Origin of the sequence: Aestuariivivens sediminicola, assembly GCF_022662015.1 — a bacterium.
Taxonomy (GTDB): Bacteria; Bacteroidota; Bacteroidia; order Flavobacteriales; family Flavobacteriaceae; genus Aestuariivivens; species Aestuariivivens sediminicola.
Window position 1 is genome coordinate 107,024 of sequence record NZ_JAKMCM010000006.1, and the last position, 18,310, is coordinate 125,333.

The following is an 18,310-nucleotide window of genomic DNA, read 5'->3' on the forward strand; positions in this document are numbered from 1 at the left end:
CATTTAATCATTTTAATTAAACTTAACGTCCACAGCACCAGCAGCACCAAGAATTATATCTTGTTTTTTAATGGCATCATTATAAGATAAAAAATTAAGCAATGAATATATACCCATGCTATATAGGGATCTCATGTTAACCTTAAAGTCAAAGGCCCTTCTTAATATGGATCCAAGAGTGAAGTATTTCAATCTGGCTTCATAACATGCATCCGCGAGTTCATCCGGAGAAAAATGAACCGGAATGAATGTCGACTTTCCAAAACGGTAGTCGGGATGTAGCCACCATTTACCATTGTAAAGCAGCCTATTTTCTTTAGCCAACTGATTATACAAAGGGGTTTTGGGGTAGGGCATAAGCACATTAAAATCAGCTAAGATGAATTTATGAATTTTCGAAAACTCCAATATACTATCTATTGATCTCTGAGTGTCTGAATCATGACCTATTGTAAAAGCTCCCCAAACAAAGAGACCATAGTCTTTAAGAATTTTCAGTTTTTCTTTATAGGTGTCGAATTTAACTAAATTTGGAATTTTTTTCATGGCTCTAAGGCTCTCCACTTCAACAGACTCGAAGCCTATTAATTGACCAATACAGCCACTCTCCTTCATAAGATCCATCAATTCGAGGTCATTGGCCATGTTAATATCCGCTTCTGAAGCCCATTTGATCTTAAGAGGAATCAATTCTCTAAAAAGATCCTTCGATAGTTTGTGATTCATTACCACATTGTCATCTGCAAACAAAAGTAATTTTCTGGGTTGAGATTCAATCTCTTCCAGCACATGATCTATGGCTTTAAAATGATATTTTTTATTATAGAAAGAGCTTACTGAACAGAAATTACAGTCGAAATAACAGCCTCGGCTAAATTGAACAAGCCCTACAGGCAAATATTTTTTACCTTTGAAAATACTTCTGTCAGGAATAAGACAATCAGTGGACATTCCATTTGTTGAATGGTAAAACTGCTTAAGCTCTCCTGTTTTTAGATCGGAAATGACCTCCGGCCATTTATCTTCAGCATCGCCGATGTACACGCTGTCAGCATACTGAATGGACTCCATTGCCATATGCGTTGGATGATATCCGCCAAGAATAACTTTCACACCTCGTTTCCTATATTCGTAAGCAATTTGATAGGAGCGCAGAGCTGTGAAGGTTTCTACTGTTATGGCTACCAGATCAGTTTCATCATCGAAATTTATTTTCTCAATTCTGTCATCAAAGAACACGACTTCAACATCATCAGGCGTTAGTGCTTTTAATATGGCCATGACCAAGGGCTCCATTACGGCCCTGTCTCTGTAAGCACCATCTTTACTATGCCCTAATTTTGGTTTTATTAATGTAATTTTCATAATGCCTGTATTTTATTTTTTTTCTTCAGTCTAATTACTATCCAGGGAACTAGAATAAGGTCGTATAAAAGTGCCATGAATATGTTCATAGCAACGAATATTCCTAAATAATAAATAGGTTTATAATTCGAAAAGATCATTATTAGAAAACCTATGCATATAACAAAGGTTGTCTTTATCAGTGCGGATGATACCTGTTTTAATGCCAAACCTATATTTCCCTTGCGCCTGTAGGCGTGCAACAGATAGATGGTATCATCCACAGAGACTCCGAGAGATATAGAAGCCACCAGTACGGTTCCAACATCCAAATTCACACCAATCAGCCCCATGATTCCCAACGTGTTTACCACCGGGAGTACATTGGGAAGAATTCCAGTCAGAGAAATATTGTTAATTCCGAATATTAGAATAATTACCATTGAGATAATAAAAAATGAGAACCCAAGACTAGTCATCTGGCTCTCCAATATTTTCGTGTTTAGCCCTGCATAAAGCATCGATACCCCAGTAATGAAATATTCCGGAGGGTCATCTTTAAAAAATGAATTTATCTTTAATGTAATTTCTTCGGCCAACATTCGGGATTCCTGATTACTAATAAAATTCGTATTGACGATTAACCTTAATTGCTCGTTTTCCTCGGCATAAAAGCGTTCTAAATAGTCTGATGACTTTATCATTTTAATTAAATTACTTCCTGGTAGAAGATCAAATCCAAACTCATGGTAGAAATCAAATATGGATAAACAGTATTGGATTTTCGGCATGGTTTCAAGGTATTCTTCAAGGGCCCCGATTTCATTTATGAATTCTGGAAGTGAATCTTTTTCGAAGTGCTTGGTCGATATAATAACTTCCAATGGTTGCGTACCTGTAAAACGGGATTCAACAATTTCTTTGTCTTCAATAACCTTGTGGTCTGATTTAAAAAATCTAAACACATCTGTCTCAATAGTTAACAGAGAGATTCCATAAATGGAAATGATGGTCATTAAAGCAACAAAGATCAAAGTCCCCGGACTTTTAATGATTTTTGATCTCATATAAATAGTTATCCATCTTTCGGTCGAGAACTGAGACAAATTCGCTGTTGATGAAAACCATTTAGGAAAAGTATTAAAGAATATGATGATCAGGATGCAGCTAACAACGAAAGATATGGAAATGCCCAAAGCACAATATATTCCAAAGATACGAATGGGCTCAATAGAGCTAAATGCAAATGACATTAAAGCGAGCGATGTGGTGATATTGCTAAGCAGTCCTGGTAAAAACACCTCTTGAAGTGAAGACTCAAGGATTTGTGATCTTGTAATATTTGGGTTGTAAAAGTGTTTAATTCTACTTAAGAAATGAATCGAGAAGGTGGAGCTTGTCACCAAAATTACTAAGGGAATAATACCACTTAACATATCAATGGACCCACCATTTGCTGCAAATATGCCAAGAGTTGTAACAATTGACAGAATAGACGTGATTAAGGGAATAATTGCAAAAACAATATTTCTGAATATTAGTATCAGGATCACAAATATTATTGAGAGAGAAAGAAAGAGAAAGGTTCCTGATTGTGATGTCGCGAGTTTTGTCGCCTCAATGGAAAGCACTTTTCCGCTATAAAAATGAAAATTAGTAACCTCACCTGAGGTTCGTATTATATTTTTGAGCTTTGAATAAAGACTGTCTTGATTGATTTCGGGTGTTTGGTAAATATGAAAAACGGTAGCTTTTCGATCAGCGGAAATAATATTATTGAGTATTTTATCGAATCTATCAATTTGGTTTTCAACAGTTAAGGGGTTAATGTCTCTGGACGGAATTAGTGGTCTTGACAGTATTCCAAATGGGCTTTGAATAGGAATTCTAATCGTATTCAAGCTAACCAGGTGAGAAATACCTTCGAGTTCCGAGATACTGTCCGAAATTGACCTAACTTTTTCAAGTCCGGATATCGAAATTAGACTATCATTTCGGTAAACAAGTATGAAGTATTGGTCATTTCCAAATGAAGAGACATAATCTGAATAGTTTCTATATTCTAGATCTTTTTTGTTAAACCAATGTTCGAAATCATTATTTGGTTCAATAACTAATAATTTATTAAGAAATATCCCAATGAATAAGAGGAACGAACCCAATAATACCCACCTGTATCGAAGACAAATCGATATTAGATGCTTCGAAAAATTATTCTGATTAATATTTTTACCAATTCTCATTTTACGATTCACATAATTCCGAAACGAAAATAATTTTCAATTATAATAGCTTTCCGTATACCCTATACGTTTTATAAATTCTTGTGCCAATTAATTCCGCTATTTTTCGAACTTTATAATTGTCCTCCATGATCCATGAAAATTCAACATGTTCATAATTTGATCTTATCATATTAATAATGGCCTCATTGTAAAGAACACTTCCTAACCCAAATGGCTGATATTTATTTTTAACGCCGAGGGTGACCACGCGCAGCCCTTTAATTTTTTTTTGACTCCAAAGCAGTTTTACAATTCCTGTGGGAAATAGCCGCCCATTCTGTATCTTTTTAAATATTTCATTGTAATCAGGTAGGCACATGATAAATCCTATGGGTTCATCGTCAATTTCTGCTATGAAAACCATTTTTGGATCGATGATAGTTCTAAGATCCTTTGCCAAATGTCTAAATTCATCCGAGTCCATGGGCACAAAACCCCAATGTTTAGACATAGCATCGTTATATACTCCTTCAATCTTCAATATTTCCGAATAGAAATCATTCATATTCGGATTTCTCAATGTTAAATTGAACTTGTTCTTGATTCTCTCTGCAATTAGCTTTATTTTATTAGGGAGCCTAATCTCGTTTCTATGAGCTTGGTATGCATAAAAGTCCTTGACTTTTGAATATCCTGCTCGTTGAATATTATGATCATAATAATCATAGTTATAGGGCATCATGATAAAAGGGGAATGTTCAAATCCCGCTGTCAATACACCCATCTCATAGTTTATGCTAGGGGATACCGGACCTGTAATTTCCTTAATATTGCGTTCACTCATGTCCATTTCAACTTGATGAAAAAGATGATCAAATACATCTTGATCATCAATGGCATGGAGATATCCAAAATACCCCTTACTCGATCTTTTGTCATACAATGATGCTATTCGTCCCTCTATTTTTTCACCGTTTCTTGCCAGATGAAATTTCACTTCGAAATTTTTATAGAAGGGGTTTTTGACTCTGTCGAATCGCTTTTTTTCCGATATTTTAAGTGGTGGAACCCAATACCTATCTTGATGGAATAGTTGATATGGATAATTTATGAAATCATCTAAATTTAATTTATCTGATACTTTTTCTACAGTTATCATAAGACCCCTCTTTTAATTCTGTCTTTTCTAATTACGCTGTCCAATTTTCTAAAGTAGAGTTTAGGTGCTACCACCCTAAACCAGCGTATAAATCTACCTTCCAAATTGCAATACACTTCAAATTTGTTTTTTTTCATACCATTCAGCAATCTGACAGCAACCTGATCGGCACTCATTATTTTCGAATTCTTTGTTATGGCCAGGCATTCAGGTAACGTTTCTTTTTTTTCTATTTCCAGCATTGGGGTATCCGTATCGGACGGATAAATTATGGTTAGACCAACACCATAGTCTCTTGCTTCCATACGCAGGCATTCTGCTAGTCCGGAAAGAGCAAATTTCGCTGGTGAATATCCTCCGTACCCGATAGCGCTGAAATACCCAGCAACGCTCGATACAATTCCTATTTTCCCACTTTTTCTTTTTTTCATTGCTGGAATTATCGCCTTATAAGCGTTGACTACTCCGAAATAATTGACGTCCATGTTTTCTCGAAGTTTAAAACTTTCTATGTCGTCTATTTTTCCGCAAAGCCTCTGCCCGGCACAACATATAAGATATTGTATCGGATATTTTTCTTCAATACCATTTACTACATTCTGTAAATCGTTAAAATTTGAGACATCACAGGAGAATATCTCGACTTGTACATCATACTCAGACCTGATTAGTCTTTTTGAAATTTCCAGTTTCTCTTTACTTCTGGAGACTAAGAATAACCGCGCTCCCTGTTGGGCAAGTCGGCAAGCTATTGCCTGTCCAATACCTGAACTTCCTCCTGTAATTAGTGCATTCATACGTATTTCATTTTGACACTATGCTTCTCTTTTACCGGTGTATCGGATTTAAAAATATTGATCTCCCTTAGGTTTGTCTGAGGGAATATGTATCGTTTCAGCTTATGAATGACATGATGAATTATTCTAATATTGCTATGGTAATAGATAAACCTTTGTTTAGGATATCCACCAATTTGCTGCTTTGACCAATAAGCCGTCTGTCCGAGAAAGATTTTTTTGCAACTCGAATTTATTGCCAGATTCACTATGGCATATAACAAGTTAAAATATGGATCATACATGCTATTTTTATATTGTGGTAGTCCACAGAACATAAAGTGAAGGCCACGACCTTCCTTGATAAGCAAGGCGGTAGCAAGAACTTCGTTCCCATTCTTGATCTCCAGATATTCCATTTTATGTTGAAATACTTTAAATAGCAGTTTGAAGAATTCGTAGGGAAGTGTTTCGAGTTTGGTCGTTGCTCTTTGCATTATAGCCATGTAGCCCCGATAAAATTCCTCCGCTGAATGGGAGTTATAGGAATTCATTTGCATTCCTGTTTTTTTTACATTGAACAAAAAATTTCTTTCATCTATGTTTAATTTAGCAAGCCCTTTCTTTATCTTTCTTCGGTAATGATGTTTGAGGGAATTGACATAATCTTCAAATGAATCCCAATGCACATCCATTTCCATATACGGCAGGCTAAAGGCCTGTATAAATCCATGATCTGATAAAATTTTAAATATATGGTTTTCGTTTTCCGAGATCTCCTTAAAAAAGAGGTGATTTATATTTCTGCTCTTGGCGATCTTCTTCATGTAGGACACTACCGATTCAAGTATCGGACCTGAATCTAATCCTTTCCTGATCACAAGATTTCTTTGACCAAGGGAAATAGGAAGACCACACATCAACACATCAACCATCATAAAGTTATTAAAGTATCTTCTAAGGAATTTGATCCAGCTTGTCTTGTATTGCATTAGGCAATCCAACTCAATCCTGAATTTACTCAGGCAGGCTGTGGCAACTAGGAGACTTTCTCTATATATCAAAAGATACCAATGATCGGTCTGCTCCTCTTTAATGTCTTCAAGTAGACCTATGAAGTCGTGTTTATGATATATTTCACTTGAGGGAACCAGAGAATCCCATAATTCAGATTCGATATCATGAATACTCTTGTATGGTATTAGCTTTAACATTATTTTTTAATCCACATTCTATTTTTTCAATGATATAATCAAGTTCTTCAACGCGCATGTCCGCATTCATACAAATTCTAAGTCTTCCCTCATTAAAGGGAACTGCGGGGAATACTGCCGCGGGCGATAAAATTTTATGTCTAAAAAGAAATGCCGACAGTTCTAGGGTTTGTTTCCTGGCACCCACAATGATTGGTGTTATCTGGGATTGAGAAATTCCCGTATTCAGTCCAATTTGCCTGCATGAATTCAAGAAATAATTAGTATTCTTCCAAAGGGATTCAATCTTTTCGGGATGCCTGTCAATTATTTCCAGAGACTTAATGATAGCGGCAACAGAGCCTAAATTCAATGCCGAAGAAAAGACATAGGGAGAAGATTGATGTTGAAGGAATATGATTAACTCCCGACTTCCACCGATGAATCCACCATTAGAAGGTATAGCTTTAGACAAGGAAGAAGTCCATATATCTACCTCCTTGGCATCGATTCCAAAATGTTCATTAACTCCTCTTCCGGTCTTTCCTAGGATACCAAAGGAATGAGCCTCATCTATAACGAGGAAGAATTCGTATTTTTTCTTGAGTAAGATAAGATTTGGTAGATCCAAAATACTTCCATCCATGGAATAGATGCCTTCAACAATTACGAATATGCGTTTATGAGTAGACAATTCTTTGAGTTTGAGTTCAAGGTCTTCCATATTGTTATGGCTAAACTTTTCGAAATTGGACTTCGCCATAGAAAGTGCATCCATGATACTCATATGTATTTTTTCATCTATCAGCACCGTGTCTTTTGGATCGATAAGTGCCGAAGCGATCGCCAGATTAGCCATATATCCCGATGTGTAGGTTATGGTGGCCTCTGTTCCTTTAAATACAGCCAGTTTGTGTTCCAGTTCTTCGTGCAGCACATGAGAGCCACTAAGGAGTCTAACACCTCCTGTGCTGGTCCCATATTTGTCGATGGTCTTAATAGTACTGGCTTCAATTTCCCGATTCCCGATTAAGCCCAGGTAATCGTAAGAAGATACATTGAGAAAATTTCTTTTCCCGAGCTGAATTTTACTGGTGGATTTTAATTCCCCACTTTGGAGATAGTTATACTGTCCTTTTGAAACAGTTTTTGAGATTAGGCGACTCCAAAAAGATGAAATTTGAGTTTGCAAAAGTTTCTGACCAAATCTATGTGACTTATCAGATAAAAAATATCCTGAGAAAGGATCCTTCGGAAGATTATTTACAACTTTTTTATTTTTCATATTTAAAATATATTCTCCTGTAAATCATGTAAAGTCCGATACCGCAATCCTGCGGTCTCTGGACCTCGATCCATTGCTTCCTTGATTAATCTTTGATTATGATGCCAATGGGCAAATCTGAATTGTAAGTAGCATTTTAATATACCTTTAATTAAGCGGAATCTATTGGCCTTATACCATGGGGGTAACTTTCGAATTGCATGTTTTTTGACCCTACCCATATTCATGCAGGTTTTAACATAAAGCCAGAGTAACTTTTGGTAATATTTTTTTAAAGAGTCACTGGTAGGTAACAGGATATGTGAAAGATCCCATAAACCATGGGCTTTTCTGGGCACCGTGATTTGAGATTTCAATCTAACATATTCAAGAGTCCCCGGAAGGGGAGTGAGTGGTGATATATTTACGTATATCAGTCCAGTCTCCTTAATAAATTTATATAGTCGCTTCCAATCTTCATCAGTATAATCAGGTTGAGGTATTAAAGAGCCATATGTCTCCACGCCGTTTCGCGATAGTACTTTGATGGCCTCATAATTAAAATCTACCGAGCACTCTTTATTCATCGAATTCAATTCTGCGTTGGTCGATGCTTCCAAACCAATCAAAACAGCTGTTAAGCCAATTTCAGACCATTCTTTTATAATCGTTTCATTTTTGGCGATGAAGTCGGCTCTTCCAAAGACTAAGAATTTCTTTCGGATACCGCGTTCAATTATTAGTTCTCGTAACCGTTCCAGACGTTTAGGTTTTATTAGAAATATGTCATCAACAATATAAACGTCCTCTTGCTCGATCATTTCAAGTTCGCTGGCGATATGCTCTGGACTTCGAGAGAAAACTTTTCCATTTGTTATTGTCCAATTGTAGCAAAAATTACATTTGTACCAACATCCCCATGTGGTCTTGATGGTCGCTAAAGGTTCATGAAAGATGTAATAGTATTTGTGACTTAAGTGCTTTACCAGATCCCTGCGCGGAAAGGGTAGTTCGTCCATATTTTCCATGGGCTCAGGTTCTGACGTCGTATACAGTTTATTGGGTCCTAAGGGAAATGCAAGCCCGGGTATATTAATTAGTGATATACCTCGTTCTTTAAAGTCAATAATTTTAGAAAAAGTCTTGATGCCATCTCCCATTGCAATGACATCAACTGAAGTATCTATAAAATCATTCGGACATTTTGTTGCATGTACTCCTCCAACTACATTAAGACAATTAGGGTTCTTACGTTTTATTTTTCTGCAAATTTTTATGACCTCATTTACTCCTGTGATATAGCAATTTAATCCAACTAAGTCGGGTCTAAATTGTTCTAAGATTTTTGAGAGTCGATTTTCGACAAGGCAATCAAATATCTTGATTTTGTGTTTTGCACTGACACCTGCTGCAACATACTCTAAACCTAATGGCTCACAAACCATTAAGTTTTTCAAGCCAATGGTGAATTTTGATACAGGCGGTCTTATTAATAATATGTTCATCAGTAAATGTTTAAACTATGCCAGGGCAAATGCCGTTTTTTATATGGTTTCTATAATGGAAATTGACGCCGATCACGAATGCTCTCATTATGGGTCCTAATGAAGCCTCATTCCTGCTGGTTCTGCTCCAAATTGATTTTAATTTGAAAAGTTCTTTATATAACTTCCAATAATTACGCTGTAAGTCCTCCATGTTCAATTTTCTTGGTTTGAACACTACATTTCCACCGCTATAAAGATTAAAGTTCCTGTGAACAATCCTATTTTCTTTTTCCAATTCTTCATATATGGGAGTTCCGGGGATGGGAGTGAATATGTGAATCCGTGGAGTTGATATATGATTGTTCATTATGAAATCGTATGTGTTTTGATAGACCGAGTTGTCATCTCCATCAAGACCAATCATCATTTCGGTCGATACATCTATTCCGTGGCTTTTTATTAGGGCAATACTTTCGCTGTATTTTTTTGGATTATTAAAGCTTTTTCCGATGTTCTCAAGACTGGCTTCTGAAGTGGTCTCAATACCGAAAGACAGTAACCTGCAACCGCTTTGATGTGCAAGTTCGAGCATGTCTGGCCTGTCTGCAATATGTAAACTGCACTGACTAATCCAAATAATCTTCTCAGGAATTAGAGCCTCCCATAAGTCCTTTGAATAATTGAAATCCACTCCGATATTATCATCAATAAAGGCGATAAATTTACTACCGGTTTTCTTTGCGGCCCTCACATTTCGGATCACATTTTCTATGGGCTGTTTTCTATAACTTCGGCTGTAATATGTGCTTACTGAACAGAAGTTGCAGGAATGAGGACAGCCCCGACTAATTTGAACGGGCCTCCATAATCCCAATTTGTTCCTTTCCAAGAGGTCAAGGCGCGGAGCTGGTAAATTATTAATGTCCGGAGGGAATTGAGCGTGATAAACTTGTTTTAGATTTCCTTCCTTGGCATCATTTATAATTTGGGGCCATAAATCTTCTGCCTCTCCTAAAACGATTGTATCACAATGCTTTAAGGATTCCTGTATATCAAGTAAAGAGGCACCTATGCCTCCGAGAACAGCCTTAATACCTTTACTTCTAAATGTATCTCCAATTTGCCAGGCCCTGTAAATTCCGGAACCCATCCCTGTTAATCCCACAAGGTCCCAATGCTGATCAAAAGGTATTTTATCAACAGTCTCATAAACAATTTTCAAGTTTACAAATGAAGGGGTAACAGCCGCTAACATTGGGAGAGTAAGCCCTGGGAGATATAATCTTCTCTGGGTAATGGGGTTACCCTTGTTATCTAAAGCGGTCGGTGCAATTAATAGTACATTCATCAACTTATATTTTGTTGTTGATTCACTATTTCAACAAAAGGAAGAATTTTTTATGTTACGACTTTAATTGATAAAATACTATGATATTTATCAGTGAGTTGTTCTAGAAATCAGATGGGATTGACTAAATTAATACAAGCTATGTGATCCTGAGTAAGCTCAAAAACCAGCACCACTTGTCGGCATGGTTTAGTAAACCAGGTTTATGGAGGGTCTCCTTTGATGATTCTTAATGAATCTCCTGAGCATGCACAGAAACCAGCACCCTTCGGGCGTTGTTTTTCACTTTCCATGGCTCGTAACAGCAGGCTCTTAACAATTCTGGAAAGCAAAAAACCAGGGCGATTGCCCTGGTTTCTTTTTGCGGAGGAAGAGGGATTCGAACCCCCGGAGGTGTGACCCTCAACAGTTTTCAAGACTGCCGCATTCGACCACTCTGCCATTCCTCCAATTTCAGTTTGAGCTTTCTACGGCCCCAACCGGATTTGTAATATATTTCTTTTTTCGCTTTGCGAAAATCACTTGATGCCTTACTCCTAAGCGGATGCAAATATAGAATGCTTTTTTAATTCTTTCAAATAAATTTAAGGTTATTTAAATTAAAATAAGGTGTCCTTCATTGAATTACTTTCATATTCGTAGCATAAGAAAAATACAAGTCTTATTTTTGTTAAGATTTAATCTCAATGCATGGATATCATAGAAAAACTAAAATGGCGATACGCCACGAAAAAGTTCGATACCGAAAAGACCTTGCCCCCCGGGAAGCTCAATATTTTAAAGGAAGCATTTAATTTAACGGCTACCTCGTTTGGTCTGCAGACCTTAGCGCTTGTCGTCTTAAAAGATAAGTATCAGCGTCAGTCATTGCTCAAATATGCTTATGGGCAAAAGCAGGTTGTTGAGGCATCGCACCTGCTGGTCATTTGTATTCAGGAGAACATTCATGATTCCGACGTCAATGCCTATTACGAAAACATTAGTAACACCAGGGGTACATCTAAGGAAATCTTGGATCCATACAGAAAAAGTCTGGCTGAGATGATGCGAAAAATGACGGTCGAGGAGCGGCAGCAATGGTCTAAAAACCAGGCCTATATTGCCCTGGGTAATCTTATGACGGTTTGTGCCATTGAAGAAATAGATGCCACACCAATGGAAGGGTTTGTACCGGGTAAGTTCGATGAAATTCTTAACCTAAAGGCTCATGGTTTGCGATCTGTATTGTTGCTGCCCGTGGGTTACCGCGCCGTAGATGACATGTTCTCATCATTCAAAAAAGTACGAAAACCATTAGAGGAAACCATTTTAGAATTATAACATGTATTGTTAGGGCGTTCCCACGCCTCAGGCGCAGGCGGGCTTTACGCGTTACACACCTGCCCCTTCAGAGGTTCAGGCGGGTAACCTGCTGCAATCCCTAACGCGAACCAAAATATAAAGAAACTATGCCAGGATTTGAATTATTTGGAGATCAGGAACGCAAAGAAGTAAACGATGTTTTGGATAATGGTGTATTAATGCGTTACGGTTTCGATCCCATGCGCAAGGGGCATTGGAAAGCGAAATCGCTGGAACAGGAACTCCAGAATACGCTGCAAACGAAATACGTCCAACTGGTATCCAGTGGGACTGCCGCAGTCTCAGTGGCCCTGGCTTCGGCGGGCGTGGGTGCGGGTGATGAGGTGATCATGCCTACCTTTACCTTCGTTGCCAGTTTTGAGGCCATTATGATGCTTGGTGCCATTCCGGTTCTCGTGGATATTGATGACACCTTAGGTTTAGATCCCAAGGCTGTTGCAGAAGCCATCACACCAAAGACCAAAGCCGTTATGGTGGTTCAGATGTGTGGCAGTATGGGACACATGGATGCCTTGAAGGCCATTTGCACCCAACATAATCTCTTATTGATCGAGGACGCTTGTCAAGCGATTGGAGGAACCTATCAAGGAAAACCTTTAGGAAGTATTGGCGATTTGGGATGTTTTTCATTCGATTTTGTCAAGACCATTACCTGTGGTGAAGGCGGTGCCGTTGTGACCGATAATGAGAATTGGTATTTAAATGCCGATCATTACAGCGATCACGGTCATGATCATATTGGAAACGATCGCGGCGCAGAAAGTCATCCATTTCTTGGTTATAACTTTAGAATTTCAGAATTACACGCGGCCGTTGGATTGGCACAGGTAAAACGATTACCTGAATTCTTAGATATTCAAAGGAAACATTTTAACATTATTAGGGAAGCCTTATCGGAAATTCCTGAAGTAACGTTTAGAACGGTTCCTGAAGGTGGTGTGGAAAGCTGTGCGTTTCTGAATTTCTTTTTACCAGACGTATCGACTGCCGAAAAAGTTATGATAGCATTTAAAGATCATGGCATAGATGCTTGCTGGAATTATTACAAGAATAATTGGCATTATATACGCAAATGGGAACACTTTAAAGAATTAAAGTCATTATACCCTATTTCAGAGGAAGTTAAAAAAGGCTTAGAATATCTTCAAACTAAGACTTTCGAGCAGTCGGATCATTATATCGGTCGAAATATCTCCTGTTTAATTAAATTATCTTGGACGGAAGAGGAGGTAAGAAGGCGAGCCGATAAAATGGCCAGCAGCATTAAATCGTTATTATAACTTTTCAAAAACCCCTATTTAAGGTCTTGTGTATGGTTTTTGTTGTGGTGCAAAATTCTTTGTAGAGAATCATTTGCAATAGATTTGTGTCAAACGTTTATTTATGCACAGATTTTACATTATACTCATTTCAATCCTTATAGTCTCTTTTTTCAATCTTCATGCACAACAAATGCCCATTGATTTTTCGGATAGCTCTGATAGTTTTGGTGCATTTGGAGGCAGTTCATTTTCCATCATTGCAAATCCAGATGATGGAAACGATATGGTAGGCCAGTTTATTAATTATGGTGGCAATCCATGGGAAGGTTTTTATCTGGATTTGGCCTCACCCATCGATTTAGATTTTCAGAAAGAAATTAGTTTAGACTTTTATTCATATAATGCTTCGGGTCATCAAGTTATGCTGAAGCTTGAGAACGGAAGTAATCCCGATGTGGAAGTCTCTATTGCCATTCCCAATTCGGGTTGGACCAGTGGTATTGTATTCGATTTTGGGAATGCCGTTTTAAGTTCAGATGGTACAACGCCTGTTAACGCTACTGGAACTTATAGTAGAATAACGGTGTTTGTAGATGGAGGTAGCGCCATTTCGGGAACATATTTAATTGATGATATTGACGATGGTTCAACGCCAACAGATCCTCATGCGCTAGATGTTATTTACACCGATTTGGTTTGGTCTGATGAGTTTGATACACCTGGAAAAACAGCCGTTAATTCTTCAAATTGGTTTCATCAAACCCAATTGCCGGCTGGTGGCAGTTGGTTTAATGGTGAAGAGCAACATTACACGGATCGTATAGAAAATTCATTTGTAGAAAATGGCATGTTGAATATAGTCGCAATCAAAGAATCATTTACCGACCAAGGAGAGACGAAGCAGTATACATCGGCTCGATTAAATTCTAAATTCGCTTTTACGTACGGAAGGGTAGATGTGAGAGCAAAATTACCTTTTGGAGATGGTACTTGGCCCGCTATTTGGACTTTGGGTAAGAATATCAATGAAGACGGAGCTTATTGGGACAATCAAGGCTTTGGCACAACATCATGGCCTGCATGTGGTGAAATTGATATCATGGAACATGGTTTAGGCCCCGTAAATCATACTTCTAGCGCCATACATACACCTTCCAGTTTTGGTGCAACTGTTAATTACGCTTCCCAGGAAATTAGCGATGTGGCTAATAATTTTCATATTTATTCTGTTAATTGGTCGCCAGATCAAATAACTTTTCTTGTGGATGATGTAGGTTTCTATACCTACAATCCATCGACTAAAGATGCCAGTACCTGGCCTTTTGATGCAGATCAATATATTCTTTTAAATATCGCCATGGGTGGTGTAGCAGGTTCAATAGATCCTTCATTTACGCAAAGCCCTATGCAAATTGATTATGTGCGAGTATATCAGAATACTGCTCTGAGTGTTGAAAGCAAAACGTTGAAAGACTTGAAAGTTTATCCCAATCCTGCCTCAAATATTATCCATATTGATAGCAGTCAGCCAATTGATACAATTGAACTATTTTCTTCTATAGGATTGAAAGTCAAAGAATATGATGCTACGAATCAAATAGATGTTAAATCCTTAAGCGCGGGAATTTATTTCCTCAGAGTATGGAGCAATGATCAATTCGGTGTAAAAAGGATTATCATAAAGTAAACTAGCATATTGGGCTACTGTTATTCTAGTTTAGTTTTAATAATTCACATACTCTACTATCTCCAATCCATAGCCTATAAGGCCAACACGTTTGGTCTGTTCAGTATTGGATATTAACCTGAGTTTATGAATATTTAAATCGTGTAGTATTTGGGCCCCAATTCCAAAATCGCGCGTATCCATATTCACTCTTGGTGCTTTGGTGACTTCACCCACCGCCTGATTATCCTTTAAATAAGACAGCCGTTTCAGGATATTCATGGATTGCGATTCCTGATTTATAAAGATAATAGCGCCTTTACCATGATCGTTAATAACTTTGAACATCTTCTGTAATTGCTCATCAACGGTATTGGTAAGTGTTCCTAAAATGTCATTGTTCACCAAGGTAGAGTTAATACGGGTGAGCACTTTTTCATTGTCTTTCCAGCGGCCTTTTGTCAAGGCAATATGTACCTGATTATTTGTGGTTTGTTTGTAGGCTCTCAATCTAAAGCGACCGAAACGGGTTTCAATTTCAAAATCCTCCTTCTTTTCAATTAGTGAGTCGTATTGCATCCTGTAGGCCACCAAATCTTCAATGGAAACGATTTTTAGATCCAATTGTTTTGCAACCTGAATGAGTTCAGGCAGGCGTGCCATCGAACCATCTTCATTCATGATTTCTACTATAACACCTGCAGGTTTCAGGCCGGCCAGTCGCGCAAAATCTATGGCAGCTTCCGTATGTCCGGTGCGCCTTAGGACGCCACCTTCCTTTGCAACCAATGGAAACACATGCCCGGGTCGTGCCAATTCAAATGGTTTTGTACCGGGATCGATAAGCGCTTTAATGGTTTTAGCACGGTCGCCTGCCGAAATGCCCGTTGTTACCCCATCGCCCCTAAGGTCGACTGAAACCGTAAAGGCCGTTTCCATAGGATCCGTATTGTTCCTCACCATCATATTGAGCTCTAATTCTTTGCAGCGCGTTTCTGTGAGAGGTGCACAAATGAGACCGCGACCATGATGTGCCATAAAGTTGATCATTTCTGGTGTCACCTTGTCGGCGGCTGCAACAAAATCACCTTCATTTTCACGATTCTCATCATCAACTACAATGATAACTTTACCATTTCTAATGTCGTCTATGGCATCCTGAATATCATCTAAAACAAATGTCGAAGTATTTTTGGTCATGGATTCATCTAAAATCATTGTGCAAAGATATTGCTTATTTTAAACTATTTAAGCAATTTAATTTTAAGTCTTCTTTTACCTTAACCTTAATAAACGGAAATGTAAACATATAAAGGGGTATTCCAAAGAAAAGGAGTAGGAGATGCGGTGTTTTTTTATTGATTTGCCTGTAAAACCGAAAGAGGTCTATTTTGGCTTTGATATAATAGATCATATAAAGCACCAGTGACATAATACTCAATTGAATAGATGCCGATGCCAATGAGGGTAATTTATTATTTCTGAATACAAAGAACAAAACCAAAAGAATAACACCTATGGTGTATAAGACAACAGCGTACCTGGCGTGATCGGTGTATTGTTTTGTAACATTTTGTGCCAGGTCAAAATCTTTATGAATAAAGACACCCTTTTCACGTATATCTTCAATTGACAGACCTTTGCTTTTCAAGATATTAATGGCCTCATATCTCGTGTTTTCATCGTGCCCCAGAGATTCATAATTGTTTATAACCCCAACGAGCTCATGGGTTTTATAGCTATTGAGGAAGGTATAGTCGACGCTGTCTTTTTCCTTGAATTTAAACATTTTCTTAATGGGCTCCAATACATTTCCAATTTCAAATAAGCCCCTGTCGGCCGTAGCACGTCGCGTTAAATACGCCCCCAAAGGCAGCATTACCAAGGTGGAGAACCAACTGGCAAGAATGGGATTGAAATTACCGTTTTTAGCACTGTTTGTGGCAAATATCCCTATGAAATGATAGGTTAAAAATAGAAGTATGGCCACCACCATGGGAAGTCCAATACCACCCTTACGGATCAGGGCACCAAGCGGAGCACCAACAAAGAATAATATGATACATGCAAATCCCAGCGCTAGCTTTTCGTGATAGGAGACAATGTGTTTCTTGTAAATGACATTTTCATTTTTAACAAAGGTCTCTTTGGAGGCAATGATCTGCTTTGTACTATTTACAGAGTTATAGGCCGTGGTGACGATCTGATTCTTAGCCTTGGTATCGAATACGTCTAAGAACGACCCTTCTGAAAGACTGTCCGTTTCCATTGGCATATTCGTTTCCTTTTTTACTGATGCTTTATCGGCAAAGGAGGTGTTCCCTAAATTCTGTATGCTGGAACGCTGGTAAAGTGTTTTGGAAAAGGCATCCAGTTCAGCCTGTCGCTTGTTGGACAGGGAGTCCATGGCCTTATCCAATCCACTTAGGTTAAGCATATTATACTTATCGGAATAGGATTTGTCATCGATATCAACATCATTTAATTCGGATAGATCAATATTTATGATATATTTTTCAAAAGTGCTCTTTGCAAATGGATGTCTTTTTCGTGCTGCCGCCTTTTTGGGTGTAATGTCATTATAATAATTACCATCGGTCAGAATAAGTTTTAAAACCTTTGAAGTCTCTTTACCTATGAAAACACCTTTTTTGGATTTGATAAAGGTGGAATTCTTACGGCCATTGTTTCCCTTGATGTGGATAACCACATCTTCAAGGTGGTTGTCGTCCGTTTTTTCTGCAAATTTTATATTGTAATTTCCAACAGGATTAAACTGACCCTCAGCCAGAAGCATTGCCGGTTTTAGCTTTGCAATGTTCTTACGCAAATTATAGGAGTTGAACTCAGCCCATGGAATAACGTTGTTCGCAAACAAAAACGTCGTGAATCCCAGAATAACAATAAAAATGCTTAAGCCGGACATGGCACGCTGCAAAGAGATGCCTGTAGACTTCATGGCGGCGAATTCGTAATTTTCTGCAAAATTACCAAAGACCATAATCGATGATAACAATATGGTCAGTGGTAAGACCAAAGGAATGAGTTTAGGAAGAAAGTAAAATATAAATTTTACGATCACAATCAAGTCCAAATCCTTACCAGCCAGCTCCTTTATATACAACCAAATGGTCTGTAAAATGAAAATGAGTATAAGAATTAAAAATACACTGATGAAGGTCTTAAGGTAGGTGGTTAATATGTAACGATCCAATATTTTCACA

Annotated in this window: 13 protein-coding genes and 1 tRNA gene; 3 read left to right on the forward strand and 11 right to left on the reverse strand. The window is 37.9% G+C overall.

The features are described 5' to 3' along the window. Positions 1-12 precede the first annotated feature (12 nt). The 9 genes from MR041_RS13325 to MR041_RS13365 form a co-directional block, all read right to left on the reverse strand. Positions 13-1,365 (reverse strand): B12-binding domain-containing radical SAM protein, encoded by a 1,353-nt coding sequence (locus MR041_RS13325; RefSeq protein WP_242094708.1) that lies wholly within the window; start codon positions 1,363-1,365, stop codon positions 13-15. Next, positions 1,362-3,245 (reverse strand): efflux RND transporter permease subunit, encoded by a 1,884-nt coding sequence (locus tag MR041_RS13330; protein ID WP_242094710.1) that lies wholly within the window; start codon positions 3,243-3,245, stop codon positions 1,362-1,364. Before MR041_RS13330 ends, MR041_RS13325 begins: the two co-directional genes overlap by 4 nt. A 382-nt stretch (positions 3,246-3,627) precedes the next feature. After that, complete coding sequence (locus MR041_RS13335) at positions 3,628-4,728, reverse strand: GNAT family N-acetyltransferase (protein ID WP_242094712.1); 1,101 nt, start codon at positions 4,726-4,728, stop codon at positions 3,628-3,630. Beyond that, entirely contained in the window at positions 4,725-5,525 is an 801-nt protein-coding gene (locus MR041_RS13340; RefSeq protein WP_242094714.1) for an SDR family oxidoreductase, read from the reverse strand. Before MR041_RS13340 ends, MR041_RS13335 begins: the two co-directional genes overlap by 4 nt. Then, on the reverse strand, positions 5,522-6,718 hold the full coding sequence (locus tag MR041_RS13345) for a peptidogalycan biosysnthesis protein (RefSeq protein ID WP_242094716.1): 1,197 nt from the start codon (positions 6,716-6,718) through the stop codon (positions 5,522-5,524). Before MR041_RS13345 ends, MR041_RS13340 begins: the two co-directional genes overlap by 4 nt. After that, positions 6,684-7,982, reverse strand: a complete 1,299-nt coding sequence (locus MR041_RS13350) for an aminotransferase class I/II-fold pyridoxal phosphate-dependent enzyme (RefSeq protein WP_242094718.1) — start codon at positions 7,980-7,982, stop codon at positions 6,684-6,686. Before MR041_RS13350 ends, MR041_RS13345 begins: the two co-directional genes overlap by 35 nt. Before the next feature lie 2 nt (positions 7,983-7,984). Next, entirely contained in the window at positions 7,985-9,466 is a 1,482-nt protein-coding gene (locus tag MR041_RS13355; protein WP_242094720.1) for a B12-binding domain-containing radical SAM protein, read from the reverse strand. A 10-nt stretch (positions 9,467-9,476) separates the two neighbouring features. Then, positions 9,477-10,796 (reverse strand): B12-binding domain-containing radical SAM protein, encoded by a 1,320-nt coding sequence (locus tag MR041_RS13360; RefSeq protein WP_242094722.1) that lies wholly within the window; start codon positions 10,794-10,796, stop codon positions 9,477-9,479. Positions 10,797-11,160: 364 nt separating this feature from the next. Continuing rightward, positions 11,161-11,245 (reverse strand) — tRNA-Ser (locus MR041_RS13365). A 241-nt stretch (positions 11,246-11,486) separates the two neighbouring features. Between MR041_RS13365 and MR041_RS13370 the strand changes: the two genes are divergently transcribed. From MR041_RS13370 to MR041_RS13380, 3 genes are all read left to right on the forward strand, one after another. Next, positions 11,487-12,116, forward strand: a complete 630-nt coding sequence (locus MR041_RS13370) for an NAD(P)H-dependent oxidoreductase (RefSeq protein ID WP_242094724.1) — start codon at positions 11,487-11,489, stop codon at positions 12,114-12,116. A gap of 128 nt (positions 12,117-12,244) precedes the next feature. Continuing rightward, on the forward strand, positions 12,245-13,438 hold the full coding sequence (locus tag MR041_RS13375; RefSeq protein WP_242094725.1) for a DegT/DnrJ/EryC1/StrS family aminotransferase: 1,194 nt from the start codon (positions 12,245-12,247) through the stop codon (positions 13,436-13,438). 103 nt (positions 13,439-13,541) lie between these two features. Further along, complete coding sequence (locus tag MR041_RS13380; RefSeq protein WP_242094727.1) at positions 13,542-15,107, forward strand: glycoside hydrolase family 16 protein; 1,566 nt, start codon at positions 13,542-13,544, stop codon at positions 15,105-15,107. A 36-nt stretch (positions 15,108-15,143) separates the two neighbouring features. Here MR041_RS13380 and ribB read toward each other — a convergent pair whose 3' ends face one another. After that, positions 15,144-16,304, reverse strand: coding sequence for a 3,4-dihydroxy-2-butanone-4-phosphate synthase (gene ribB, locus MR041_RS13385; protein WP_242094729.1), 1,161 nt, complete (start codon positions 16,302-16,304; stop codon positions 15,144-15,146). A 16-nt stretch (positions 16,305-16,320) separates the two neighbouring features. Then, positions 16,321-18,309: an LptF/LptG family permease gene (locus MR041_RS13390; protein WP_242094731.1), complete on the reverse strand. Its 1,989-nt coding sequence runs from the start codon at positions 18,307-18,309 to the stop codon at positions 16,321-16,323. Position 18,310: the final 1 nt, after the last annotated feature.